The following is a 23407-nucleotide window of genomic DNA, read 5'->3' as shown; positions in this document are numbered from 1 at the left end:
CCGCACAAAACGAACCTAACCCAACGCCTGAATCGCCTTCTCCAGCGCGTCGCGCAGCAGGTGACGGTCGTGGCGATACTTGATGTCTGAGGCCTCCAGCGGCTCCTGCACCACCAGACGATCGCCAATCCCTGACACATCCACTTTTGGGCCCACGACTACGCCGTCAATGATCTTCTTCCCGACGTAGTGCTCCATCAAATTGAGTTTGTCCGCCAGCGACAGGCTTGCCGCGGCCGGGCTCAGCTCGCGGCCGAGGTTACCGATGTAAACCATCGGGGCAGGGGTGCGGCGCAGCGCCTGCGCCAGCTCTTTTACCAGCAGAATTGGCATCAGGCTGGTGTAAAAGCTGCCTGGACCGATCAGGATAAGATCCGCTTCCCCGATGGCCTCCACCGCTTCACGCGTGGCGGGCACGCTCGGGTAGGTCATCAGCTCTTTTGGCGGCAGCAGAAGCTGGTCGATATTCACTTCGCCGTACACTTCGTGATCGTCGGCATCAATCGCCATTAAATCCACCGGCTGTTCAGACATCGGGATCAGAAACGCATCCACTTTCAGAAGGTTTCGTATCAAATTGATGGCTTCAAGCGGGCGCACGCTCAGGTGATCCAGCGCTTTGAGCATTAAATTTCCAAGGTTATGCCCGGAAAGTTCGCCATTACCGCCAAAACGGTACTCAAACATCGCCGACGCGACGCTCGGCTCGGTAATTAACTGATTCAGGCAGTTGCGCATATCTCCCCAGGCGATGCCGCCTTCAGCACGACGAATGCGTCCGGTTGAGCCGCCGTTGTCGGTGGTTGTTACTATCCCTGTCAGCCGTGAGCCCAGTGACGACAAAGAGGACATAACGCGGCCCAGGCCGTGGCCTCCGCCAAGAGCGACCACTCGGTCAAGATCCGCAAAAGTGCGACTGCGCATACATATTCCTTTTCACCTGTAATCGCGTAACAGTAACCTAACTACCCCTAAAAGACGATGCCTCACCCGACGCAAAATGACGTATATCAATGCGAAAATACGGTTTTTAAGTATTCTGTAGCGAAAATGCACGATTGATTCGCTATATAGATAATTATATAGCGTGAAGTGATAATAGCGCCGCCAGAATTTCCGCGCTACTATCGCTTAAACCACGTTTTCAACGTTGAAAACATACACTCTAGCCCTGGCGCCTGTGTCGAATGATATGGCGCCCTGGCCGTGGCGGATTTGCCACCAGGGTACAGAAAGAAATGACTGTGCCTCCCGTATCTGGAAAGGTGTACATGGCTTCACAACTTACTGATGCTTTCGCGCGTAAGTTTTACTACTTGCGTCTGTCGATTACCGATGTGTGCAACTTCCGTTGCACCTACTGCCTGCCCGATGGCTACAAGCCGGGCAGCGTCACCAATAACGGCTTTCTCTCCGTGGATGAAGTGCGCCGCGTCACGCGTGCGTTCTCTGAGCTCGGTACGGAAAAAGTCCGTCTGACCGGGGGCGAACCCTCCCTGCGTCGTGATTTCCCCGACATCATTGCCGCCGTACGTGAAAACGAACGTATCCGCCAGATTGCGGTGACCACCAACGGTTACCGCATGGCGCGCGACGTGGCGAACTGGCGCGACGCTGGCTTAACCGCTATCAACGTCAGCGTCGACAGCCTCGATGCCCGCCAGTTTCACGCCATTACCGGGCAGGACAAATTCCGCCAGGTCATGGACGGCATCGACGCGGCGTTTGCCGCCGGGTTCGAAAAGGTCAAAGTCAACACGGTGCTGATGCGCGACGTTAACCATCATCAGCTGGACACCTTTCTGGCGTGGATCAAACCGCGCCGTATTCAACTGCGTTTTATCGAGCTGATGGAAACCGGAGAGGGCAGCGAGCTGTTCCGCCGTCACCACATCTCCGGCATGGTGCTGCGCGACGCGCTGCTGAGACGCGGCTGGATCCATCAGATCCGCCAGCGCAGCGACGGCCCGGCGCAGGTCTTTTGTCACCCGGATTACGAAGGCGAAATCGGGCTTATCATGCCCTACGAGAAAGACTTCTGCGCCAGCTGTAACCGTCTGCGCGTCTCTTCCGTGGGCAAACTCCATCTCTGCCTGTTCGGCGACGGCGGCGTGGACCTTCGCGATCTGCTGGCAGACGATGCCCAGCAGGATGCGCTTGAAGCGCGTATTTCCGGGGCACTGGCGCATAAAAAACAGACCCACTTCCTGCATCAGGGCAATACCGGTATTACTCAGAACCTGTCCTACATCGGCGGGTAATCAGGCTTAAGAAGGAATCAGAAGATGAGTCAGGTAAGCGCAGAATTTATCCCGACACGCATTGCTATTCTTACCGTTTCCGACCGCCGTGGTGAAGAAGACGATACCTCCGGCCACTGGCTGCGCGAGGCGGCACACGAAGCCGGACACCAGATTGTTGATAAAGCGATCGTCAAAGAGAACCGTTACGCCATTCGCGCGCAGGTTTCGCAGTGGATTGCGAGTGACGACGTCCAGGTGGTGCTGATTACCGGCGGCACCGGCTTTACTGCAGGCGATCAGGCCCCCGAAGCGCTGCTCCCGCTGTTCGACCGCGAAGTGGAAGGCTTCGGCGAAGTGTTTCGCATGCTCTCATTTGAAGAGATCGGCACCTCTACGCTTCAGTCCCGTGCCGTAGCGGGCGTGGCGAACAAAACCCTGATATTCGCCATGCCGGGCTCGACTAAAGCCTGCCGCACTGCGTGGGAAAATATTATTGCCCCGCAGCTGGATGCCCGTACCCGTCCCTGTAATTTCCATCCCCATTTAAAGAAATAAGCTATGTCACAACTAACCCACATTAACGCCGCCGGTGAAGCGCATATGGTGGATGTTTCCGCCAAAGCCGAAACGGTGCGCGAAGCGCGAGCGGAAGCGTTCGTCACTATGCTGCCGGAAACGCTGGCGATGATTATCGACGGCAGCCACCATAAGGGCGACGTCTTTGCCACTGCGCGCATCGCGGGTATTCAGGCCGCCAAGCGCACATGGGACTTAATCCCGCTCTGCCATCCGCTAATGCTGAGCAAGGTGGAGGTGAACCTGCAGGCGCAACCGGAGCACAGCCGCGTGCGCATTGAGTCCCTGTGCCGCTTAACCGGGAAAACCGGCGTGGAGATGGAAGCCCTGACGGCGGCCTCCGTTGCCGCGCTGACCATCTACGACATGTGCAAAGCAGTGCAGAAAGATATGGTGATTGGCCCGGTTCGCCTGCTGGCGAAAAGCGGCGGCAAATCCGGTGATTTTAAGGTGGACAGCCATGATTAAGGTGCTCTTTTTCGCCCAGGTCCGCGAGCTGGTCAATACCGACAGCCTGATGCTGGATGCGTCTTTCGAAAACGTCGCTGCCCTGCGCGCGCATCTGGCGGCGCAAAGCGACCGCTGGGCGCTGGCGCTGGACGAGGGCAAGCTGCTGGCGGCCGTTAACCAGACGCTGGTGGAGTTCAGCCACCCGCTGGCCGAAGGGGATGAAGTGGCCTTCTTCCCGCCGGTGACAGGGGGCTAAGATGGCGGAAACCCGAATTCTGGTGAGCCCCGAGCGTTTTAACGTGGGGACCGAATACAGCTGGCTGGCGGAACGCGATGAAGACGGCGCGGTCGTCACCTTCACCGGCAAAGTGCGTAACCACAACCTCGGTGACAGCGTAAAAGCGCTGACGCTGGAGCACTATCCCGGTATGACGGAGAAATCGCTCGCGGCAATTGTGGAAGAGGCGCGAGGCCGCTGGCCGCTTGGGCGCGTCACGGTTATCCACCGCATTGGCGAGATGTGGCCCGGTGAAGAGATTGTGTTTGTCGGCGTGACCAGCGCACACCGCGGCAGCGCGTTTGAGGCCGGGGAGTTCATCATGGACTATCTCAAAACAAAAGCGCCGTTCTGGAAGCGCGAAGCCACGCCGGAAGGGGACCGCTGGGTGGAATCTCGCGACAGCGATAAACAGGCCGCCAGCCGTTGGTAGTCGGTTTACGTGGATGTGTTACTCTTAACGTGTGTGTCTTCTTAATCTTAATCAGGAGTGAATCATGGACCGATTTCCGCGTTCCGATTCAATAGTACAGCAGACCCGTAGCGGCCTGCAGACGTATATGGCGCAGGTGTACGGCTGGATGACGGTCGGCCTGCTGCTTACCGCGTTTATCGCGTGGTATGCAGCGAACACGCCTGAGCTGATGATGTTTATCTTCTCCAGCAAAATCACCTTCTTTGGGCTGATTATCGCGCAGCTGGCGCTGGTGTTTGTGCTCTCCGGACTGGTGCAAAAGCTCAGCGCGGGCATGGCAACCACGCTGTTTATGCTCTATTCGGCGCTGACCGGCCTGACGCTTTCCAGCATTTTCATCGTCTACACCTACTCCTCCATCGCCAGCACGTTTGTGGTGACCGGGGGGATGTTTGGCGTGATGAGCCTGTACGGTTACACCACCAAACGTGATCTGAGCGGCTTAGGCAACATGCTGTTTATGGGGCTGATCGGGATTGTGCTGGCGTCGCTGGTGAACCTGTGGCTGAAGAGTGACGCGCTGATGTGGGCCGTGACCTACATCGGGGTGGTGGTCTTTGTTGGCTTAACCGCCTACGACACCCAGAAGCTGAAAAACATCGGCGAGCAGATCGACGTGCGCGACAGTTCCAACCTGCGCAAATACTCGATTCTGGGCGCGCTGACGCTCTATCTGGACTTTATCAACCTGTTCCTGATGCTGCTGCGTATTTTTGGCAACCGTCGTTAAGGTTGTTTTGCCGGGTGGCGGAGCGGTCTGGTGCCCTCACCCTGACCCTCTCCCACGGGAGAGGGGACAAACACTAAAAACGGCAACAAGGTTGCCGTTTTGCTTTTATTTCGCCATCGCCTTCTCGTTCTTCGCCCTCAGCTTTTTCGCCCGACTCTCCAGCACCAGATAACAGACCGTGGCCAGCGCCAGCGGCAGGAAGTAATAGAGCATGCGGTAGGCGAGCAGGGCGGCAATAATCGTCCCCTGTGAGACATGCTCTCCGGCCAGCAACGCAATAAATACCGCCTCCAGCACCCCAATCCCTGCCGGGATATGCACAATAACGCCGGCGATACTACTCACCAGCAGCACGCCCAGCACGAAGAAGTAGTTCACGTCCTCGCCAATCAACAGCCAGATGATCGCCCCCATCGCCATCCAGTTGGCGCTGGAAACCGCCATCTGCAGCACCGCGAACTTCCACGACGGCAGTACCAGTTTCTGCCCTTTAATGGTCATATGGCGGCGTCTGGCAAAGGCGCAGGCCCACAAATACACGGCGATGATCAGCAGCAGCACGAAGCCGAGAATGCGCAGCGTGGCTTCGTCGATATACCAGTGCGCGGGCAGCTGCACCACGCCGATGGTGAAAATTACCCCGCCGAGCAGAATATAGCCCAGCCAGTTGGTGGTGATGCTTAATGAGAAAATGCGCGTGATCGTCCCACCCGGCAGGCCAAGCCGCGAGTACAGGCGATAGCGCATGCCAATCCCCCCGACCCAGGTGCTCAGCGTCAGGTTAAAGGCGTAGCAGATAAACGACACCAGCATCACCTGACGTTTAGCCAGCTTGTGTCCGCAGTAGGAGCGGCCGAGCAGGTCATAGCAGCCGTACATCAGGTAGCTCACGATCACCAGCCCAACGGCGCCCAGCAGCACCAGTCGGTTATAGTTGCGGATAACCTTCCACACCTCTTCCCAGTCCACTTTCTGCGCGTAGACCACCAGCAGTACCGCGACCGCGATAAAGAATACCCAGGTGAGGATTTTTTTCGCCAGCCGCCAGCGAGGATGAGATTTTGACATCAGGGTTTGCCTCCATCTTCCGCTTCAACGCGGTCCTGGGTTTCCATTTCGGGTTGTACCGGCGGATCCACCTGCGCCAGCTTCGGCGTATGCGCCGGCAGCCAGCCGACCATCGCCGGGAAGTGGCGCAGGAAGTGGAACACCACCACGCCAACGCCAACGTTCCACCAGCTCCGTTTCGGCACCATGGATTCATCCACCCGCACGCAGTCCTTATTGATAAGTCCCTGAAGGTTATCGCGCAGGGTCTGATTAAACTGGCGGTCGTGGATGATCAGGTTCGCTTCCAGGTTAAGCGACAGGCTCAGCGGATCGAGGTTACTGGAGCCAACGGTTGCCCAGTGGTCATCCATCACGGCCACTTTGCCGTGCAGCGGGCGGCGGCGGTATTCATATATCTGCACGCCGCTTTTAACCAGATAGCGGTAGAGCAGACGCGCGCCGACCTTAACAATCGGCATATCCGGCTCGCCCTGCACGATGAGTTTCACCCGGACGCCGCGGCGGGCCGCGTTGCGCATGGCGTGCAGAATGCGGTAGCCGGGGAAGAAATAGGCATTAGCGATAATCACTTCGCGCTTCGCATTGGCCAGCATCTTCAGGTAGTGACGTTCAATATCGTCCCGATGCTCCTCGTTGTCCCGCCAGACAAACAGCGCCTGCGCTTCGCCGGGCTTGCGGTTCTCTTCCGGGCGATGACGGCGTCGCCACCAGCGGCGAGCGGCCTCTTTACCGGGCAAGTTTTCCAGCACGAACAGCTGGATGTCCTGAACCACCGGTCCCTCAATGCGGATCGCGTAGTCCTGCTTGGCCTCCGGGCCGTAATCCGACATATGCTCGGCGGAGTAGTTAATGCCGCCCACGAACGCCACCGTTTCGTCCACCACAACGATTTTGCGGTGCATGCGGCGGAACAGGTTGGTGCGCATGCCGAACAGGCGAGGACCGGGATCGTAGTAACGGAACACCACGCCGGCGGCGGTGAGTTCATTAACAAATTCATCGCTGAGATCCGGCGAGCCATACCCGTCGAGCAGGGCCTCGATTTTTACCCCGCGCCGGGCGGCATGCAGCAGCGCGCTGTGCAGCTGCCTGCCAACGTCGTCTTCAAACCAGATAAACGTTTCAAGGTAGACTTTCTGCTGCGCGTGGCTAATCGCCTCGAAGACTGCCGGATAAAAGTTATCGCCGTTTTCCAGCAGCGTAATACGGTTACCTTCCTGCCATGTGCATTTCATAAGTGGATCTCCGCGCTCAGCGGGGCATGGTCGGAAAGATGTCGCCAGTTAAGTAACGCCAGCGCCGTCGGGCTGCTGGCATGCGCATTTTTCACGTAGATGCGGTCCAGGCGCAGCAGGGGAAAGCGCACGGGAAACGTCCGTGCGGGACGACCGTGTGCCCGGGTGAAAATCTCCTCCAGCCCCGCATTCACCTTCAGAGGATGGTTGGCCCGCTGCCGCCAGTCGTTAAAATCACCGGCTACCACCACGGGGTCGCCTTCGGGAAGCGCATTGGTCCAGTCAGCCAGCATCTGTAGCTGCGCCTGACGGTGGGCTTCACGCAGGCCAAGGTGAACGCAGCCTACGTGAACGGGAACGTCAAGATCCGGCGGCGCGATGCGGCAGTAAAGCAGCCCGCGCTTTTCGCTCTCTCCAACGGAGACGTCCCGGTTCTCGTAATGTTCGATAGGAAAACGCGACAGCACGGCGTTTCCGTGATGGCCTTCCGGATAGACCGCGTTGCGGCCGTAAGCGTAATCGCTCCACATGGTGTCGGCCAGAAATTCGTAGTGCGGCGTATCGGGCCAGTTTTCGAAATGCATAGGATGCACCTCGTGCGCGCCCATCACCTCCTGCAGGCAGACAATGTCCGCGCTGACGGTGCGTACCGCGTCGCGCAGCTCCGGTAAAATGAAGCGGCGGTTAAATGCTGTGAAGCCCTTATGAATGTTTATCGTCAGCACCTTAAGCGAGAAATGCTGCGTTTTTTTGCTCATAAACACCTTCCTGGGTGACTATCCCGATGAAAATAAAGTGTAGTCGGCGTCACAAAAAGATGCGGCGTTACGGAATTTTCCGTAAAGTGCGGTAGTCTGATTAAGCAGAGAAAAATCCTTCAGGAGAGAAGCCATGAAGTGGCAACAACGTGTTCGTGTCGCAACCGGTTTGAGTTGCTGGCAGATAATGTTGCATTTACTGGTCGTGGCCGTACTGGTGATGGGCTGGATGAGCGGCACGCTGGTGCGTGTTGGCTTAGGACTGTGCGTCCTCTATGGCGTCACCGTGCTGTCGATGCTGTTCTTACAGCGCCACCATAAAGCGCGCTGGCGCGAGGTGGGTGATGTGCTCGAAGAGCTCACCACCACCTGGTACTTTGGTGCCGCGATGATCGTGCTTTGGCTGCTGTCACGCGTGCTGCAAAACAACCTGCTGCTGGCCCTGGCGGGTCTGGCAATCCTCGCAGGACCAGCTGTCGTCTCGTTGCTCACCAAAGAGAAAAAGCTACGCAATGTTGCGTCTAAACATCGCATAGGCCACTGAGCCCGTCGTGGCCGCTATGACCAGTAGCGGCCACAAACTTCCCCAGACAATGTCCAGACTCGCATCCTTCAGATAGATCTGCTTGGTGATATCCGTAAAGTGTCGAATCGGGTTTATCCACGTTAAATCCTGGAGCCACACCGGCATGTTCTCGACGGGCGAAACGTACCCGGAGAGCAGAATCGCCGGCATCATAAAGACGAATACCCCGATAAACGCCTGCTGCTGCGTCGAGCAGAGCGCGGATATCAGCAGTCCAAATCCCACCAGCGACAGCCCGTAAATCACCATCGTGAAGTAAAACAGCGCCAGCGAACCGGCGAACGGGATCTCGTAGGCCCAAATCCCCACTCCCAGCACGATGGTGGCCTGGAACGTTGCGACGATCAGCGCCGGCACCGCTTTGCCGACGAAAATCTGCCAGGTGGCGAGCGGGGAGACCAACAGCTGATCCAGCGTGCCCTGCTCGCGCTCGCGGGCGACGGACAGGGAGGTGACGATCATTACCCCGATGGTGGTGATCATGGCGATTAGCGACGGGACCACAAACCACTTGTAGTCCAGATTCGGGTTGTACCAGTTGCGCACCACCAGCTCGCTGTTGTTGGGCTTCGGTTTGCCGTCCATCAGCTCCTGCTGGTAATCCTTCACCACCTGCTGCAGATAGTTCGCCGCTATCTGGGCGCTGTTGGAGTTGCGCCCGTCGAGGATCAGCTGCATAGGCGCGGTCTGGAAGGTGTCCAGGTTGCGGGAGAAATCCGCCGGGAAGCGTACCAGCAGCAGCGCTTTTTGCGTGTCGATGGTGGGCTGGATCTCCTGCGGGCTTTTCAGCAGCAGGATGTGGGTAAAGGCCTTCGCGCGGGCGAAACGCTGCGTCAGCTCGACGGCGTGTTTGCCGTTGTCTTCGTTGTAAATGGCAATGGTGGCGTTGGTCACCTCAAGGGTGGCGGCAAACGGGAACAGTAAAACCTGAAGCAGCACCGGCAGCACCAGAATGGCGCGGGTTTGCGGCTCGCGCAGCAGGGATTGCAGCTCTTTGCGGATCAGTGTCCATAAACGGTGAAACATGTGCGCTCCTTAATCCAGTCGCCGTTTGGTTTTCATCCACGTCAACCCGATAAACATCACCGCCGACGCCATCAGAAACAGGGTGTTGACGATTAGCACCACCGGAATATTCCCCGCCAGGAACAGGCTCTGCAGCGTGCTCACGAAGTAGCGCGCCGGAATGATGTAAGTCACGGCGCGGATCACCGCCGGCATGCTGTCTATCTGGAAGATAAACCCGGAGAGCATTATCGACGGCAGAAAAGCGGCGTTCAGCGCCACCTGCGCGGCATTAAACTGGTTGCGGGTGATGGTGGAGATGAGCAGCCCCATCCCCAGCGTGCTGAGTAAAAACAGGCTGGTGATAAAGAACAGCACCACCAGCGAGCCGCGGTACGGCACGCCGAGGATAAAGACTGCCACAAGCATGCAGAGCAGCATCGCCAGCATGCCGAGGAAGTAGTAGGGGATAAGCTTGCACAGCAGCAGCTCGACCCGCGTCACCTCGGTGGAGAGCAGCGCCTCCATGGTGCCGCGCTCCCACTCGCGGGCGATCACCAGCGAGGTGAGGATTGCGCCGATTACCGTCATGATGATGGTTACCGCGCCCGGAATAATAAAGTGCTGGCTGATGGCGGCGGGGTTAAACCAGTAGCGCGTCTGCACGTCGATAAGCGGTTCAAACGTCTCGCCCCGGTCTTCCGCGCGCTGCATCTGCCAGAGCTGCCAGATCCCCTCCGCGTAGCCCTGTACGAAGTTGGCGGTATTCGGCTCGCTGCCGTCGGTAATCACCTGGATCGGTGCATTGGTATTCGCCCGAGCCATATTGGCGGCAAAATCCACCGGGATGACGATCAGGCCGCGAATTTTCCCGGCCTGCATTTTCTGGATCAGCTCCTGCCGGTTGTCGCTGACGGTGGCGTCGATATAGGGCGAGCCGGTCATGGCGTGGGTAAAGTCCAGCGCCTCTTCGCTCTGCTGCTCCAGCAAAATCCCGACCCGCAGCTTGCTGGAGTCGAGGTTAATGCCGTAGCCAAAGATAAACAGCAGCAGCAGGGGGATCACCACCGCAATCAGCCAGCTGCTGGGATCGCGCACGATCTGCCGCGTCTCTTTAATACACAGCGCGCGCACCCGGCGCCAGGATATAGCACTACTGCGCATGGGCATTCTCCTTGTCCCAGTCGTGGATGAGGGTAATAAACGCCTGCTCCATAGTCGGGTCTGGCTGTTCTTCGTCAGCGGCCTGCTCCTTCAGGTCGTCTGGCGTGCCGTGGGCGATCAGCTTGCCGCGATAGACCAGCCCGATACGGTCGCAGTACTCCGCCTCGTCCATAAAGTGGGTGGTCACCATCACGGTCACCCCTTTTTCCACCATGCTGTTGATGTGCAGCCAGAACTCGCGGCGGGTGAGGGGGTCAACGCCGGAGGTCGGCTCATCCAGGAAAAGAATATCGGGTTCGTGCATCAGCGAGCAGGCCAGCGCCAGCCGCTGCTTAAAGCCGAGCGGCAATTCGTCGGTGGCATGGGAAGCAATATTCGTTAACCCAAAGGCGTCGCTCATGCGGCGGATTTTCTCATTCTGCGCGCGCCCGCGCAGGCCGTACACGCCGGAGAAAAAGCGCAAATTCTGCTCGACCGTCAGGTTGCCGTACAGCGAGAACTTCTGCGCCATGTAGCCGAGGTGCTGACGTGCCTTGCCGGAGCTGACCTTAAGGTCCATATCCAGCACCAGCGCCTTGCCGGACGTCGGCACCAGCAGGCCGCACATCATCTTAAAGGTGGTCGATTTTCCCGCGCCGTTCGGCCCCAGCAGGCCAAAAATCTCGCCGCGCTTCACGGCAAAATTGACGTTGTCGGTAGCGGCGAAGTCCCCGAATTTTTTGGTGAGGGATTTCGCTTCTATCACCGTTTCGCCCGGCGTGCCTTCCACCGTATGCAGAATGGCGGCAAGCGGCGACTCTGATGTACCCGCGCCGCCCAGTAGGTCGATAAACGCGTCCTCAAAGCGCGGTGCGGTCTCTTCTATCTCGATCTCAGGCATCCCCTGCGCCTGGCGAACGTCGTCGGCGGTGGCCTCTTTTTTGAGAATAATGCGCACCGAGCGGCCCTGAATCATCCCGTCGCTGACCTGCGGCAGCTTCAGCACCCGCTGGAGCAGCCTGCGGTTCGACTCCTGCGGGCTGTGCAGCAGGAAGCTGCGCCCGGCCATGGTTTGCGTCAGTTTGGTCGGTTCGCCCTGATAGAGCAGTTCACCCTCGTTCATCAGCAGCACATCCCGACACTGTTCCGCTTCGTCGAGGTAGGAGGTACTCCAGAGGATCAGCATCCCGTCGCCCGCCAGCTCGTGCACCATCTGCCACAGCTCGCGGCGGGAAATTGGGTCCACGCCGACGCCGGGCTCATCCAGCAGCAGCACCTTCGGCTCGCCCACCAGCGTGCAGGCCAGACCCAGCTTCTGCTTCATCCCGCCGGAGAGCTTGCCCGCCAGCCGGTCGGTGAACGGGCCGAGGGAGGTAAACTCCAGCAGTCGGGCGAAGGTTTTCTGCCGCGTTTCACCGGTGACGCTGCGCAGGTCGGCGTACAGGTTCAGGTTTTCCATCACCGTCAGATCTTCATACAGGCCAAACTTCTGCGGCATATAGCCGAGCATGGCGTGGAGCGCGCCGTCGTCTTTTATCGGGTCCAGGCCAAGCACGCTGGCCGAGCCTTCGTCCGGCTTGAGCAACCCCGCCAGCATCCGCATCAGCGTGGTTTTCCCCGCGCCGTCCGGGCCGACCAGCCCGGTTACGTAGCCTTTCTGAATGGTGCAGTTCAGCGGCGCGACCGCCGGCTTGTCCATGCCCGCGAAACGTTTGACCAGACCGTTGAGCTGGATAACCGCATCATTCATGTCGTTCCCCGTCGTTTATGGTCACGGTAACAGGCATGCCCTGACGCAGCGCGTCGTCCGCATCGGTGACGATGATGCGCAGGCGGTATACCAGGTCGGTACGCAGGTCCGGTGTTTCCACCGTTTTCGGCGTAAATTCAGCGGTAGGGGAGACAAAGCCCACCTTGCCGTGATACGGCTTGTCCGGGCGGCCGTCGGTATAGAGCAGCAGCTCGCGGCCCGGCTGCATCTGCCCGAGGTTCGGCTCGTCAATATAGGCGCGCACCCACACCGGACGGGTCAGGGAGAGCGTTAAGACAGTACTGCCCGCGCTGAGCATGCTGCCCGGCTCCACGGCGCGGGTCATCAGCGTACCGTCAGATGGAGCGATTAAGGTCGTGTCGTGCAGATCCAGTTCCGCCTGCGCCAGCTGGGCCTGCGCCTGTTCAAGGCTGGCTTTCGCCTGGGCAATGTCCTGCTCGCGGTTACCGGAGCGGTACTGGCTTAATTTATCCTGCGCGGACTTCAGCGTTGCCTGCGCCTGGTCCCGGGATGACCGCGCGTTTTCCAGATCGTTGGCGGAAATGGTGCGGCTTTTCCACAGTCCCTGCTGGCGGTTATAGAAGTTCTGCGCATAGTCGTACGCGGCTTTGGCCTGCTTAACGGCGGCGGCGGCCTGGGCAATCTCTTCATCGCGATAGCCTGCCAGCATCAGGTCATACTGCGCCTGAGCGACGGAAACGCCAGCTTTAGCCTGCAACAGCGCGTTCTCAAAAGGGGCTTTATCCAGCGCGCCCAGCGTCTGACCGGCTTTGATGGCATCGCCTTCGTCAACGCTCAGCGAGGCGAGACGTCCGCCAACGCGGAAGCTCATATTCACAGTACGAATATCCACGTTACCGTACAGCGTCAGGCCCCGATCCTGCTGGCTCTGATACCACAGCCAGCCACCGATTCCCGCGGCAAGCAAAACAACAACCACCAGAATGATGGCGACAGGTTTTTTCATGACTTCAGGCTCCTTTGCGTTAAGCCTTGCAGGATCAGATCGAGATGACAGGCGATAACCTGGTTAATCTGCGCGGCTTTATCCTCATCGAATTGTGTCCAGCCGGTGCGTAACAGGATGGTTTCCCGCCCCAGACGGAAGGCGAGAATTTCACCCAGCAGGGCGTGGGTATGCAAAATAGTGTCGGTATCGCTGGCGTCCCGCCCGGTATACGCAGCGATCAGCCGGGTCAGGTGGGTATGCATCGGGGCAATTACCCGATCGTGTACCCGCTGGTAGGCGGCAGTCGGGGAGAGCTGTTCCCGGGAAATAAACTTGCTCAGGTTGAGCGTATCGTCGTGCGTCAGCAGGCGAATCATATTATGGCAGGCTTTGAGAATAAGCTGGCGTACGGCGGCGCGATCGGGTGACGGCTGGCTGAGCAGCGCGGTAGCTTCCTCAACGTGCGGGTGAAACTGCGCGCCGATAAAATCGGCGATCCACTCGGCGCAGGCGAGATATAAATCTTCTTTTGAGCCAAAATAGTAGGGAATGGCCGCAATGTTTTGTCCGGCCTGGGCAGCGATATCCCGCGTGGTGGCATGCAGACCATACTCGCCAAACTGCGCCAGCGCGGCGGCGATAAGCTGATTTTTGGCCTGTTCACCTTTGGTTGTTGTGGGTGTCGTATTCATAGCGGCATTAAGAATTAATCAATCGATTGATTAAGATTATGCCTGATTCCCGCTAACGTCGAGGGAATGCTGAGGGATATTTTATGCGCCACGTCACAAAAGCTGCTACACTCCGCCCCTTCGCGACATTGTGGTTTTTGTCCTCCTAATTGTTATATCTCCCTGAAAACTACACCTGTGATGGTCGGGGCGGTTCGGAGTTTTTATGTCTTTTGATTCCCTTGGCCTGAACCCGGAAATTCTGCGCGCCATCGCAGAGCAGGGCTACGTTGAGCCAACCCCAATCCAGCAGCAGGCGATCCCCGCTGTGCTTCAGGGCCGTGACCTGATGGCCAGCGCCCAGACCGGCACCGGTAAAACCGCGGGCTTTACGCTGCCGCTGTTAGAGCTGCTGGTAAAAAACCAGCCGCACGCCAAAGGCCGTCGTCCGGTGCGCGCGCTGATCCTCACCCCAACCCGCGAGCTGGCGGCGCAGATTGGTGAGAACGTGCGTGAGTACAGCCGCTACCTCAACATTCGCTCGCTGGTGGTTTTCGGTGGCGTGAGCATTAACCCGCAGATGATGAAACTGCGCGGCGGCGTGGACGTTCTGGTGGCAACGCCGGGACGCCTGTTGGATCTGGAACACCAGAACGCGGTGAAGCTGGATAACATCGAAATTCTGGTGCTGGACGAAGCCGACCGCATGCTCGACATGGGCTTTATCCACGACATTCGCCGCGTGCTGGCTAAGCTGCCCCCGCGTCGCCAGAACCTGCTCTTTTCCGCGACCTTCTCCGACGAGATCAAGGCGCTGGCGGAAAAGCTGCTGCATAACCCACTCGAAGTGGAAGTGGCGCGCCGCAACACCGCCTCCGAGCAGGTGACGCAGCACGTGCACTTTGTGGATAAAAAGCGCAAGCGCGAACTGCTCTCCCAGATGATCGGCCAGGGTAACTGGCAGCAGGTGCTGGTCTTTACCCGCACCAAGCACGGCGCTAACCACCTGGCGGAACAGCTGAATAAAGACGGCATCCGCAGCGCCGCCATTCACGGTAACAAGAGCCAGGGCGCGCGTACCCGTGCGCTGGCGGACTTCAAGTCTGGCGACATCCGCGTGCTGGTGGCGACCGACATTGCCGCCCGTGGCCTCGATATTGAAGAGCTGCCGCACGTGGTGAACTACGAGCTGCCGAACGTCCCGGAAGACTACGTGCACCGTATCGGCCGTACCGGTCGTGCGGCGGCAACCGGTGAGGCGCTCTCGCTGGTCTGCGTGGACGAGCACAAGCTGCTGCGCGACATCGAACGCCTGCTGAAGAAAGAGATCCCGCGCATTGAAACCCCGGGTTACGAAGTGGACCCGTCCATCAAAGCCGAGCCGATTCAGAACGGTCGTCAGGGTGGCGGTCGCGGTCAGCAGCCGCGTCGTTCAGAAGGCGGCGCGCCAAAATCATCCGGCAAACCGCCGCGTCGCAACAGCGACGGCAAACCGGCCGGTGAAAACCCGTGGCGCAGCGGCGAAGGCAAGCCGGCAGGGGAAGGGCAGCGTCGACGCCGCCCGCGTAAGCCTGCTAACCCGCAGTAATCTGGAAGCCCGGTCGTAAAGCCGGGCTTTTCTTTTTGCGACAGAGAAGAGAAAGTGCCACAATAGTGGCTGTTTATACAGTATTTCAGGTTTTCCAATGGCTTTAACCGCGGCGCTGAAAGCGCAAATTGGCGCATGGTATAAGGCGCTACAGCAGCAGATCCCCGATTTTATCCCCCGAGCGCCGCAGCGGCAGATGATTGCCGACGTGGCAAAAACGCTCGCCGGGGACGACGGGCGACATCTGGCGATTGAAGCCCCGACCGGCGTCGGGAAAACCTTGTCATATCTGATTCCCGGCATCGCGATTGCGCGGGAAGAGGACAAAACGCTGGTGGTCAGCACCGCCAACGTGGCGCTGCAGGATCAGATCTTCAGCAAAGATTTGCCCCTGCTGCGCAAAATCATCCCCGATCTGCGGTTTACCGCCGCCTTTGGGCGCGGGCGCTACGTGTGCCCGCGTAACCTGGCGGCGCTTGCCAGCAGCGAGCCGAATCAGCAGGACCTGCTCGCGTTTCTGGATGACGAGCTGACGCCAAACAATAAGGCGGAGCAGGAGCAGTGTGCAAAGCTGAAAACCGAGCTCGACGGCTATAAGTGGGACGGCCTGCGGGATCACACCAGCCTGGCGATTAGCGACGACTTATGGCGCAGGCTCAGCACCGATAAAGCAAGCTGCCTGAACCGCAACTGTCACTACTACCGCGAGTGCCCGTTCTTTGTCGCCCGGCGCGAGATCCAGGAGGCGGAGGTGGTTGTGGCTAACCACGCGCTGGTGATGGCCGCGCTTGAGAGCGAAGCGGTGCTGCCGGAGCCTAAAAACCTGCTGCTGGTGCTTGATGAAGGCCATCATCTGCCGGACGTGGCGCGGGACGCGCTGGAAATGAGCGCTGAAATTACGGCGCCCTGGTTCCGCCTGCAGCTCGATCTCTTCTGCAAGCTGGTGGCGACCTGCATGGAGCAGTTCCGCCCGAAAACCACGCCGCCGCTGGCGGTCCCGGAGCGGCTGAGCGAGCACTGCGAAGAGGTTTATAGCCTCATTTTGTCCCTGAACAACATCCTGAACCTCTATCTTCCTGCCGCCCAGGAAGCCGAACACCGCTTTGCGATGGGGGAACTACCGGAAGAGGTGATGGAGATCTGCCAGCAGCTGGCGAAGCATCTGGAAAAGCTGCGCGGGCTGGCGGAGATGTTCTTAAACGATCTGAGCGAGAAAACCGGCTCGCACGACGTGGTGCGCCTGCACCGCATTCTGCTGCAGATGAACCGCGCGCTGGGGATGTTTGAGGCGCAGAGCAAGCTCTGGCGTCTGGCTTCGATGGCTCAGGCATCGGGGGCACCGGTCACCAAATGGGCTACCCGTGAAGTGCGGGATGGGCAGGTCCACCTCTTTTTCCACTGCGTGGGCATTCGCGTGGCCGATCAGCTGGAAAAGCTGATCTGGCGCAGCGTGCCGCACGTGGTTGTCACCTCCGCAACCCTGCGCTCCCTGAACAGCTTCTCCAGGCTGCAGGAGATGAGCGGCCTGAAGGAGAAAGCGGGCGACCGTTTTGTGGCGCTGGACTCGCCCTTTAACCACTGCGAGCAGGGCAAGCTGGTGATTCCACGCATGAAATTCGAGCCGCTTATCGACAACGAAGAGCAGCACATTGCGGAGATGGCGGCCTACTTCCGTGAACAGGTCGAGAGTAAAAAGTACCCCGGCATGCTGGTGCTGTTTGCCAGCGGGCGGGCGATGCAGCGCTTCCTCGAACACGTCACCGATCTGCGTTTACTTCTGCTGGTACAGGGCGATCAGCCGCGCTATCGGCTGGTGGAAACCCACCGCAAGCGTATTGATAACGGCGAGCGCAGCGTGCTGGTGGGGCTACAGTCGTTTGCCGAAGGTCTGGATCTGAAAGGGGACTACCTGACACAGGTGCACATCCATAAAATTGCCTTCCCGCCCATCGACAGCCCGGTGGTGATCACCGAGGGGGAGTGGCTGAAGAGTCTTAACCGCTATCCGTTTGAGGTGCAGAGCCTGCCTGCGGCGTCGTTTAACCTGATTCAGCAGGTGGGGCGTCTTATTCGTAGCCACGGCTGCTGGGGCGAGGTGGTGATTTATGACAAGCGTCTGCTCACCAAAAACTACGGCCAGCGTTTGCTGAACGCGCTGCCTGTTTTCCCGATCGAACAGCCGGAGGTGCCGGAGGTAAAAAAACGCCCGGCAAAACTGGCCGCCGGGCGTGGTAAAAGCATCCGTGCTAAGAGGCGCGGTCCTACTGGTAAGTGAATGTCACCTGCACTACGCTGCTGAACGTTCCGGCCGTGACGGGTATGGCGGTGGCGTAATAGCGTGCGGACAACGGAAACGTGGCCGTATGGTCACCTGGATTAATGACGGCGTTAAAGGCCGCCTGCGGGGCAATCAGGATTTTGTCCTGACGGTCTGCCAGCTCCAGCGCCAGCCCTTTTGCGCTGCCGATATTGGCGAACTTAGTCGGGTGCGCGCTGTCGGCCTGGCCGTAGAAATAGGCCGTGGCAAGGGCGAGCGTGGCCGGGCAATGTGACACTGAAAGGGAAAAATCTTTCCACTCGCCGGTATCGCCCACGTCTTTAAAATCGCCGGATACTGCCTGGCCTAAATCCACCGTCAGGTTGCGGCTGGCGCTGTCGATGATGCAGGTATTGGCGTAAATGTTGCCCGTCATCTGGATCTGAATATCGTCGGCGTGCGCCTGGGCGATCAGCCCCAGCGCCAGAAGTGCGATTGTCTTTTTCATGTCGGTCACTTATAGGCAAGCGTGATGGTGGCAACGGTATTGGCCGGGCCGGGGGTGACCACGTCGCTGACCTGCTCGTAGCGCACCTCAAACGGTATGGTCAGCGTTTCGTTGGCGATGGCTTCGCTTCGGGTGTTAACGTAGGTATCAAAGGTGGCGATATTGTCGTCGAACAGCATTCTTACGCCGACGCCTGTTGCCGCGCCGGGCTGCTGCGTGAGTTTCAGCACCCCTTCAAACGCCGTTTCATAGCCGTTTGCGCTGGTTATTTTCACCTCAGGTTGTACGGTGCTGTTGCAGTTCACCGTAACGTCAAAGTTTTGTGCCGGTGAAGAGAGCATCCCCACGCTGACGAAATCGCTGACCGGGAAGTCCCCCAGATTGACCGTCAGGTTTTTCGGCAGGACGGAGCAGGTAACGTTCTGGAAATTGACGTTACCGGCGTAGGAGATAATGTTGGGACTTCCGATACCGTCATTGCCATACACACCAATACCAAACTTAGTTTGCGCCTGCTGCAGCGTACCGGACTGCACCGAATTGCTGGTTTTTACGAGCTGAAGGGTCACGTTGAAATCAAAGCTCATCATTCCGTCATTCGATACATAGCCAATCGGCGTACTGCGGGAATCGCAGGCGGCCAGGCCCCCACCCGTGATGCGCTGACCTTTGTCATTCATCAGCGCCACGCCTACGCCGGGTACGCCCGAATCATAAACGCCAGTCAAGCCGGGAATTTCTGAACCACTTCCGTAGTAGCAGGAGATGATCTCCATGCCGCTCTCGTAAGGGTGATCGCATTTCCCCGCCACGTGGACCGTCTGTTCCGAACCCGGAATGGTGTCACCTACAGCCAGGGTAGTGGGAACCATAATCGAGGCGACGTTAATCATCTTCGGCATATCCGGCGTGGAACAGGTCGCCTTCGCATGTGGCATAAATAACGCGGCGGTTCCCAGAACCAGTAAGAAAAAGCATTGTTTAATCAGTTGCATAGTCGTTAGCCTGAACGGTGGATCAGTGACACTGCGCGGCAGCGTTAATGATGCTGGTTTTCTCTTTCTCATCCGTTAGCGCATAGTCAGCGACGCAGTGCTCGCTCGCCTCCTGTCCCCAGGAAACGTTGAGATGCCCTTGCTGTGGCAGACCAGAGAGATAGGTCTGCCCATCGTTACCGACAATAAACTCGCTGTCCTTATCGTCCGTGGTTACCGTTGCACCGAAGGGCAGCGGTTTACCGTTTTGTGTCAACGTCATCAGGACGCGGTTACCCACGCGGGTATTAAAGCTGGCGCGCACCACGGCCCCGCGGGTTGGGGTCACGATCTGCGCCGCGTGGGTGACGTCGGCGTTGTCTGGCAGCGTTTCGGTATCCAGCGCGATGGTGTTATGGCGATACGCGGTAACAAACGGCACGACGGTGTAGCCGCGGAAGTCGGTCTCAACGCCCGTCTGGTTAGTGATATGGGTTCCGTGTGTGCCCGGCGCTTTCACCAGCGCGATGGTCTCACCGAGCGGCTGGCTCAGGGTTATCCCGTTAGCATGGGCAATGACGCCCCCCTGCAAACCGACGTTCACGGTCTGCTGATATTTGTCCTGACTGACCCCCGCGCTCACTTCACCATAGGTTGCTTTGTAGTCGGCATTGACGCTGGTGGAGTTACCGCTGCCGGTGCTGCTCAACCCTTCCTGAATGTTCCAGTTAAGGTTGTCTTCCTTCAGCGCCGTGCCGTTCAGGCCGATGTTCTGCGTCGTGCCGTCTTTGGTGTTGTTCAGGTTGTAGGTGGCCCAGGTGTTATGCATCCAGTGGTCCAGCGGCACGGAGACGCTCAGCGAGAACTGATTGTCGTTCGTTACCTCATTACCGTCTTCATCGCTGTCGCTGGTGTTTTTATTCATGCTGTAGCTGAGGCTGTAGCTCACGCCGTGCCAGCTGTTGTTATAGCTGACACTCATGGAGGTCATGTTCTGGCTCTGGCTCCAGTACGTTTCTTTCACCATGCTCAGGGTGACGGACCCCCAGCCTTCCGGCAGCGTCTGGTCGATGGTGGCTTCGGTTCGGGCGCGGCGCTGCTGCGGTGCAGACCAGTCGTCAGAGCGGGTATACGACTCCATGGTGTCTTCGAGGGTGTAAAACCCTTTGCTGTTGTAGCGGTAGCCGGCCAGCGAGAAGTTGGTGCCCGAGCGGGCGATATCTTTGCTGTAGCGCACGCGCCACGACTGGCCTTTGCTGGCCTGCTGTTTTTTCAACAGGGCTTTGGCGCGGGTGACGTCAATGGAGAACGCCCCTAAATCGCCCATGTTTTTCCCGACGCCAGCCGCCTGAGACTGATAATGGCTACTCTGCTGCACGCCGCCGTAGGCGGTAAAGCCGTAGGGTAAACCGTAGATGGCGCTGCCCTGGGCAAACGGGGTCTTCTCCACGTCTTTGTCATAAGAACGATAGCGTCCGGCGGTCACGCTGTAGCGCAGGTTTTTTTCACGCTGCAATACCGGCACGGAGGCAAACGGCACGACGAAATGGCTTTCGCTGCCGTCGGTCTCTTTCACGGTGACCTGAAGGTCGCCGCTGCTGCCGGTGGGGTAGAGATCGTTAATTTCGAACGCGCCCGGTGCGACCGTGTTCTGATAAATGATGTACCCGTTCTGGCGTACCACCACCAGCGCGTTACTGTGGGCGGTGCCGCGAATAATGGGGGCGTAGCCTTTTTCACTGTCTGGCAGCATGTCGTTGTCGGATTTCAACTCCACGCCGGTGTAGGGGACGCTGTCAAACACGTCAGAAGGGGAGGAGCTCTGGCCGACGGTGAGGTCGCTTTTCATCGCCACAATATCGCGTTGCGCGTAGGTATAAACGGAGGTGAATTTCTGTTCCTCCTCCTTACCCGTGGTACTGCGATTCCAGGTGGAATAGTTGCGAACGCGCCACGCGCCAATGTTCAAGCCAGGACGCAGGTTAACGTACTGGCTGCTGTTGTCCTGTTCACCCTGCTGGCGCGCATGGCTTTGGCTGGCATTGGCGCTGTAATTAAGCAGGCCTGCGTTGATCCCTTCGTCAAATTCTTTTGGGTCAATGTAACCGCGAGGTACCTGACCGAGCGCCGACTGGGGAATGCTCAGCAGCAGCTGCTGGTTACGAACGCGGAAAGTTGCGGATGCTGCAGGGATGGCGTGTAAATCGGCGCACTGGCCTTTGGCCATCAGCTGCGGATATTTTTTCGTTTTGATGCCGAGGCTTTTTAAATCGTCCAGGGTGAAGCAAGGTTGCAGCGTGCTGTTACCCTGAGCGTCTTTTTGCAGAGTGAAGGTGACATCGCGGGTATCAATTTTATTGTTATTGATAAATACCGCGACCTGATATTTACCCGGCGCCTGGCCAGGGCCTTTTTCATAGACGGACAAATCGGTTTTCCCCTGCTGGGGATTATCAATATCCAGCAGGGCCGGGTTAAAATAATCATCAGCCATAACCTGCTGCGCAAAGATCGCCATTGCCAGGCCACAGAGAATGACCAGCAATGACGAAAATCGGCAGGTGAACGGCTTTTTATCGCTGTACATGATTATTTTATTACCGGGGAAGTATTAATGAACGGATTTCGACCAGGTATGGCTGATGCTGCCGTAATCAGTAATAATGGAATACGTTAAGTTCGTGCCCCCGACATTGCCAGGTAAAGCAAAATGCGTTTCCGTTTTCGGGACGGCCCAGGTGGCTTTAGTGATTTTCTGACCATTCAGCGTAACGGTCTGGAAATTCATATAGAACGGCGTTGGGTTATTCACGACCAGATCGTTACCTTCGCGGCGCCATTCAAGTTTATCGGCCACATCTTCTGGTCTGCCTTTTACCGCGGACGGGCGATAGAGCAATTTAATGCGGGTGTTAATGGCGATTTGCAGCGTGTTTACCCCCTCAATGTGCTTTGAGGAAGGGATCGCTTTAATGTTCAACCAGTACAGGGATTCCCTGTCTTCCGGTAAATTTCCGCCCGTACGCACCACGCGCAGAACGTTATCATCTTTCGCATCCAGACGGAAAAGCGGCGGGGTGATCAGGAACGGGGCTTTGGCCAGGTTTTTACCGCCGGAATCAACCCAGGACTGCACCAGATAATCCGTCGCATCTGGATTTGAAAGGCCAAGAGATGATTCCTTTTTATCTCCCTGATAGACCAGACGGGTGCCATTAATAACGACACCTGCATGTGCAGTGGCGGCTACCAGTAAAAGAGTGCTCAGTAAATAACCGTGGCGCATAAAGATTTCTCAATAAATAGATGAGATATTAATGCTCGCAAAAGCATTAATATCTCAGGATTGATAAGATCAGTTGTAAATAACGGTGAAGGTCGATACAGAGTTAGCAGGGCCTGCGGTAATCGCAGCGCCGGTTTGGATATAGCGTGCGCCGAACTCCAGATCGTTAACCGCCGTGCCGGAGGCTAATGGATATTGCTGAGACGGCGTATACAGGGTGACCGGCTGCTCTGACGCGTCAACCAGCTGAATAGCGACACCTGTAGCTGCATCGGTATCTGGCGTTAAGGCCAGCGTGGCGTTGTTATTCGCATCCGGCGTACCGCCGAAGTTAATCGCAGCGGAGGTGACCGTTTCCGGGCAGTTCGTTAACTGAATATCAAACTTGGTTAATGTGCTGGTAGAGCCTGCGCCGGTAAATACCGTTTTAGACACTTTTCCCAGCTGAACATTTAATGGGTTACTCAACCCATTCACGACCTGACAAGCAGAATCGATAATTTCACCGGTGAAATTGATCTGACCTTCACCGTTTGTTGTCGCAAATGCGGATGCAGAACATCCTATCGTTGCGGCGATAATTAAACCTAAAGCAACCTTGTTCATAACAAATCCTGGTATGTTTCTGGTGATAGCGTTGCCTGGACGTTTTCACCGTTGACCCTTGATGACTTTCCGCTGGTTATTTAAACAAATATTGATGCGTTAAGAATCTTCTGCAGAAATCACAAATAATTGAAATAATGCTTGAGTTTCATTTTTCGCCATAAAAACAGAACGTTGATTGTGTCGAAAAAAACTAACGTCCAGACGTTCAACGGGGCTATATTGTTAACAAGATGATATTTTCAGGA

General features: G+C 57.6%; 23 protein-coding genes and 1 riboswitch. Of the genes, 9 read left to right on the top strand and 14 right to left on the bottom strand.

Going from position 1 to position 23407, the window contains the following annotated elements; all coding sequences use genetic code 11:
* Nucleotides 1–15: 15 nt before the first annotated feature.
* Complete coding sequence (yvcK, locus tag AB8818_RS07425) at nucleotides 16–924, bottom strand: uridine diphosphate-N-acetylglucosamine-binding protein YvcK (protein WP_116343368.1); 909 nt, start codon at nucleotides 922–924, stop codon at nucleotides 16–18.
* A gap of 225 nt (nucleotides 925–1149) precedes the next feature.
* Nucleotides 1150–1284, top strand: a riboswitch (molybdenum cofactor riboswitch).
* Here yvcK and moaA point away from each other — a divergent pair.
* The 6 genes from moaA (at nucleotide 1272) to AB8818_RS07395 (ending at nucleotide 4751) form a co-directional block, all read left to right on the top strand.
* A complete protein-coding gene (moaA, locus tag AB8818_RS07420) occupies nucleotides 1272–2261 on the top strand; it encodes a GTP 3',8-cyclase MoaA (RefSeq protein WP_192982886.1) in 990 nt (329 codons plus the stop codon). Its footprint overlaps the riboswitch before it by 13 nt.
* 24 nt (nucleotides 2262–2285) lie before the next feature.
* The gene (gene moaB / locus AB8818_RS07415) at nucleotides 2286–2798 is read left to right on the top strand and encodes a molybdenum cofactor biosynthesis protein B (RefSeq protein WP_163330769.1); all 513 of its coding nucleotides are present in this window, start codon (nucleotides 2286–2288) and stop codon (nucleotides 2796–2798) included.
* 3 nt (nucleotides 2799–2801) lie between these two features.
* Entirely contained in the window at nucleotides 2802–3287 is a 486-nt protein-coding gene (gene moaC, locus AB8818_RS07410; RefSeq protein ID WP_049008689.1) for a cyclic pyranopterin monophosphate synthase MoaC, read from the top strand.
* Nucleotides 3280–3525, top strand: coding sequence for a molybdopterin synthase sulfur carrier subunit (gene moaD, locus AB8818_RS07405; protein WP_116343372.1), 246 nt, complete (start codon nucleotides 3280–3282; stop codon nucleotides 3523–3525). Before moaC ends, moaD begins: the two co-directional genes overlap by 8 nt.
* Before the next feature lies 1 nt (nucleotide 3526).
* Complete coding sequence (gene moaE / locus AB8818_RS07400; RefSeq protein WP_116343373.1) at nucleotides 3527–3979, top strand: molybdopterin synthase catalytic subunit MoaE; 453 nt, start codon at nucleotides 3527–3529, stop codon at nucleotides 3977–3979.
* 64 nt (nucleotides 3980–4043) lie between these two features.
* Complete coding sequence (locus AB8818_RS07395) at nucleotides 4044–4751, top strand: Bax inhibitor-1/YccA family protein (protein ID WP_010428846.1); 708 nt, start codon at nucleotides 4044–4046, stop codon at nucleotides 4749–4751.
* Nucleotides 4752–4856: 105 nt separating this feature from the next.
* Here AB8818_RS07395 and AB8818_RS07390 read toward each other — a convergent pair whose 3' ends face one another.
* Genes AB8818_RS07390 through AB8818_RS07380 form a run of 3 tightly spaced genes read right to left on the bottom strand, consistent with a single transcriptional unit; the run spans nucleotide 4857 to nucleotide 7815 of the window.
* A complete protein-coding gene (locus tag AB8818_RS07390) occupies nucleotides 4857–5819 on the bottom strand; it encodes a YbhN family protein (RefSeq protein ID WP_192982888.1) in 963 nt (320 codons plus the stop codon).
* Nucleotides 5819–7057: a cardiolipin synthase ClsB gene (gene clsB / locus AB8818_RS07385; protein ID WP_116343375.1), complete on the bottom strand. Its 1239-nt coding sequence runs from the start codon at nucleotides 7055–7057 to the stop codon at nucleotides 5819–5821. The genes AB8818_RS07390 and clsB overlap by 1 nt, the downstream gene beginning before the upstream one ends.
* Nucleotides 7054–7815: an endonuclease/exonuclease/phosphatase family protein gene (locus AB8818_RS07380; RefSeq protein WP_116343376.1), complete on the bottom strand. Its 762-nt coding sequence runs from the start codon at nucleotides 7813–7815 to the stop codon at nucleotides 7054–7056. The genes clsB and AB8818_RS07380 overlap by 4 nt, the downstream gene beginning before the upstream one ends.
* Nucleotides 7816–7948: 133 nt before the next feature.
* Between AB8818_RS07380 and AB8818_RS07375 the strand changes: the two genes are divergently transcribed.
* Nucleotides 7949–8359, top strand: coding sequence for a YbhQ family protein (locus AB8818_RS07375; protein WP_192982891.1), 411 nt, complete (start codon nucleotides 7949–7951; stop codon nucleotides 8357–8359).
* On the opposite strand, the gene AB8818_RS07370 is transcribed toward AB8818_RS07375, so the two are convergent.
* The 5 genes from AB8818_RS07370 to cecR are packed head-to-tail and all read right to left on the bottom strand — an operon-like array spanning nucleotide 8321 to nucleotide 13961.
* Complete coding sequence (locus AB8818_RS07370; RefSeq protein ID WP_116343377.1) at nucleotides 8321–9427, bottom strand: ABC transporter permease; 1107 nt, start codon at nucleotides 9425–9427, stop codon at nucleotides 8321–8323. The two genes, AB8818_RS07375 and AB8818_RS07370, sit on opposite strands and share 39 nt — an antisense overlap.
* A 9-nt stretch (nucleotides 9428–9436) precedes the next feature.
* Nucleotides 9437–10570, bottom strand: coding sequence for an ABC transporter permease (locus AB8818_RS07365; RefSeq protein ID WP_163330773.1), 1134 nt, complete (start codon nucleotides 10568–10570; stop codon nucleotides 9437–9439).
* Complete coding sequence (locus AB8818_RS07360; protein WP_163330774.1) at nucleotides 10560–12299, bottom strand: ATP-binding cassette domain-containing protein; 1740 nt, start codon at nucleotides 12297–12299, stop codon at nucleotides 10560–10562. The genes AB8818_RS07365 and AB8818_RS07360 overlap by 11 nt, the downstream gene beginning before the upstream one ends.
* Complete coding sequence (gene hlyD / locus AB8818_RS07355; RefSeq protein ID WP_116343380.1) at nucleotides 12292–13287, bottom strand: secretion protein HlyD; 996 nt, start codon at nucleotides 13285–13287, stop codon at nucleotides 12292–12294. Before hlyD ends, AB8818_RS07360 begins: the two co-directional genes overlap by 8 nt.
* Nucleotides 13284–13961, bottom strand: coding sequence for a transcriptional regulator CecR (gene cecR, locus AB8818_RS07350; RefSeq protein WP_192982894.1), 678 nt, complete (start codon nucleotides 13959–13961; stop codon nucleotides 13284–13286). Before cecR ends, hlyD begins: the two co-directional genes overlap by 4 nt.
* A 205-nt stretch (nucleotides 13962–14166) precedes the next feature.
* Between cecR and rhlE the strand changes: the two genes are divergently transcribed.
* Together rhlE and dinG are read left to right on the top strand one after the other, a co-directional pair.
* The gene (rhlE, locus tag AB8818_RS07345) at nucleotides 14167–15528 is read left to right on the top strand and encodes an ATP-dependent RNA helicase RhlE (RefSeq protein WP_192982896.1); all 1362 of its coding nucleotides are present in this window, start codon (nucleotides 14167–14169) and stop codon (nucleotides 15526–15528) included.
* Between the two features lie 97 nt (nucleotides 15529–15625).
* Nucleotides 15626–17803 carry an ATP-dependent DNA helicase DinG gene (gene dinG, locus AB8818_RS07340; protein ID WP_192982899.1) on the top strand — a complete coding sequence of 726 codons (2178 nt, stop codon included), beginning with the start codon at nucleotides 15626–15628 and terminating at the stop codon, nucleotides 17801–17803.
* On the opposite strand, the gene AB8818_RS07335 is transcribed toward dinG, so the two are convergent.
* The 5 genes from AB8818_RS07335 to AB8818_RS07315 form a co-directional block, all read right to left on the bottom strand.
* Nucleotides 17790–18293, bottom strand: coding sequence for a fimbrial protein (locus tag AB8818_RS07335; RefSeq protein WP_116343424.1), 504 nt, complete (start codon nucleotides 18291–18293; stop codon nucleotides 17790–17792). The two genes, dinG and AB8818_RS07335, sit on opposite strands and share 14 nt — an antisense overlap.
* Nucleotides 18294–18298: 5 nt before the next feature.
* Nucleotides 18299–19288 (bottom strand): fimbrial protein, encoded by a 990-nt coding sequence (locus AB8818_RS07330; RefSeq protein WP_163330779.1) that lies wholly within the window; start codon nucleotides 19286–19288, stop codon nucleotides 18299–18301.
* Nucleotides 19289–19310: 22 nt separating this feature from the next.
* Nucleotides 19311–21854, bottom strand: coding sequence for a fimbria/pilus outer membrane usher protein (locus AB8818_RS07325; protein WP_166710525.1), 2544 nt, complete (start codon nucleotides 21852–21854; stop codon nucleotides 19311–19313).
* 24 nt (nucleotides 21855–21878) lie between these two features.
* A complete protein-coding gene (locus AB8818_RS07320) occupies nucleotides 21879–22553 on the bottom strand; it encodes a molecular chaperone (RefSeq protein WP_192982901.1) in 675 nt (224 codons plus the stop codon).
* Between the two features lie 69 nt (nucleotides 22554–22622).
* A complete protein-coding gene (locus AB8818_RS07315; protein WP_061098798.1) occupies nucleotides 22623–23159 on the bottom strand; it encodes a fimbrial protein in 537 nt (178 codons plus the stop codon).
* Nucleotides 23160–23407: the final 248 nt, after the last annotated feature.

The sequence above is a fragment of the Enterobacter sp. KB-280D8 genome (assembly GCF_041399405.1).
In the GTDB taxonomy this organism is placed as follows: domain Bacteria; phylum Pseudomonadota; class Gammaproteobacteria; order Enterobacterales; family Enterobacteriaceae; genus Enterobacter; species Enterobacter cloacae_N.
This window is presented reverse-complemented; position numbering and strand designations above follow the sequence as displayed.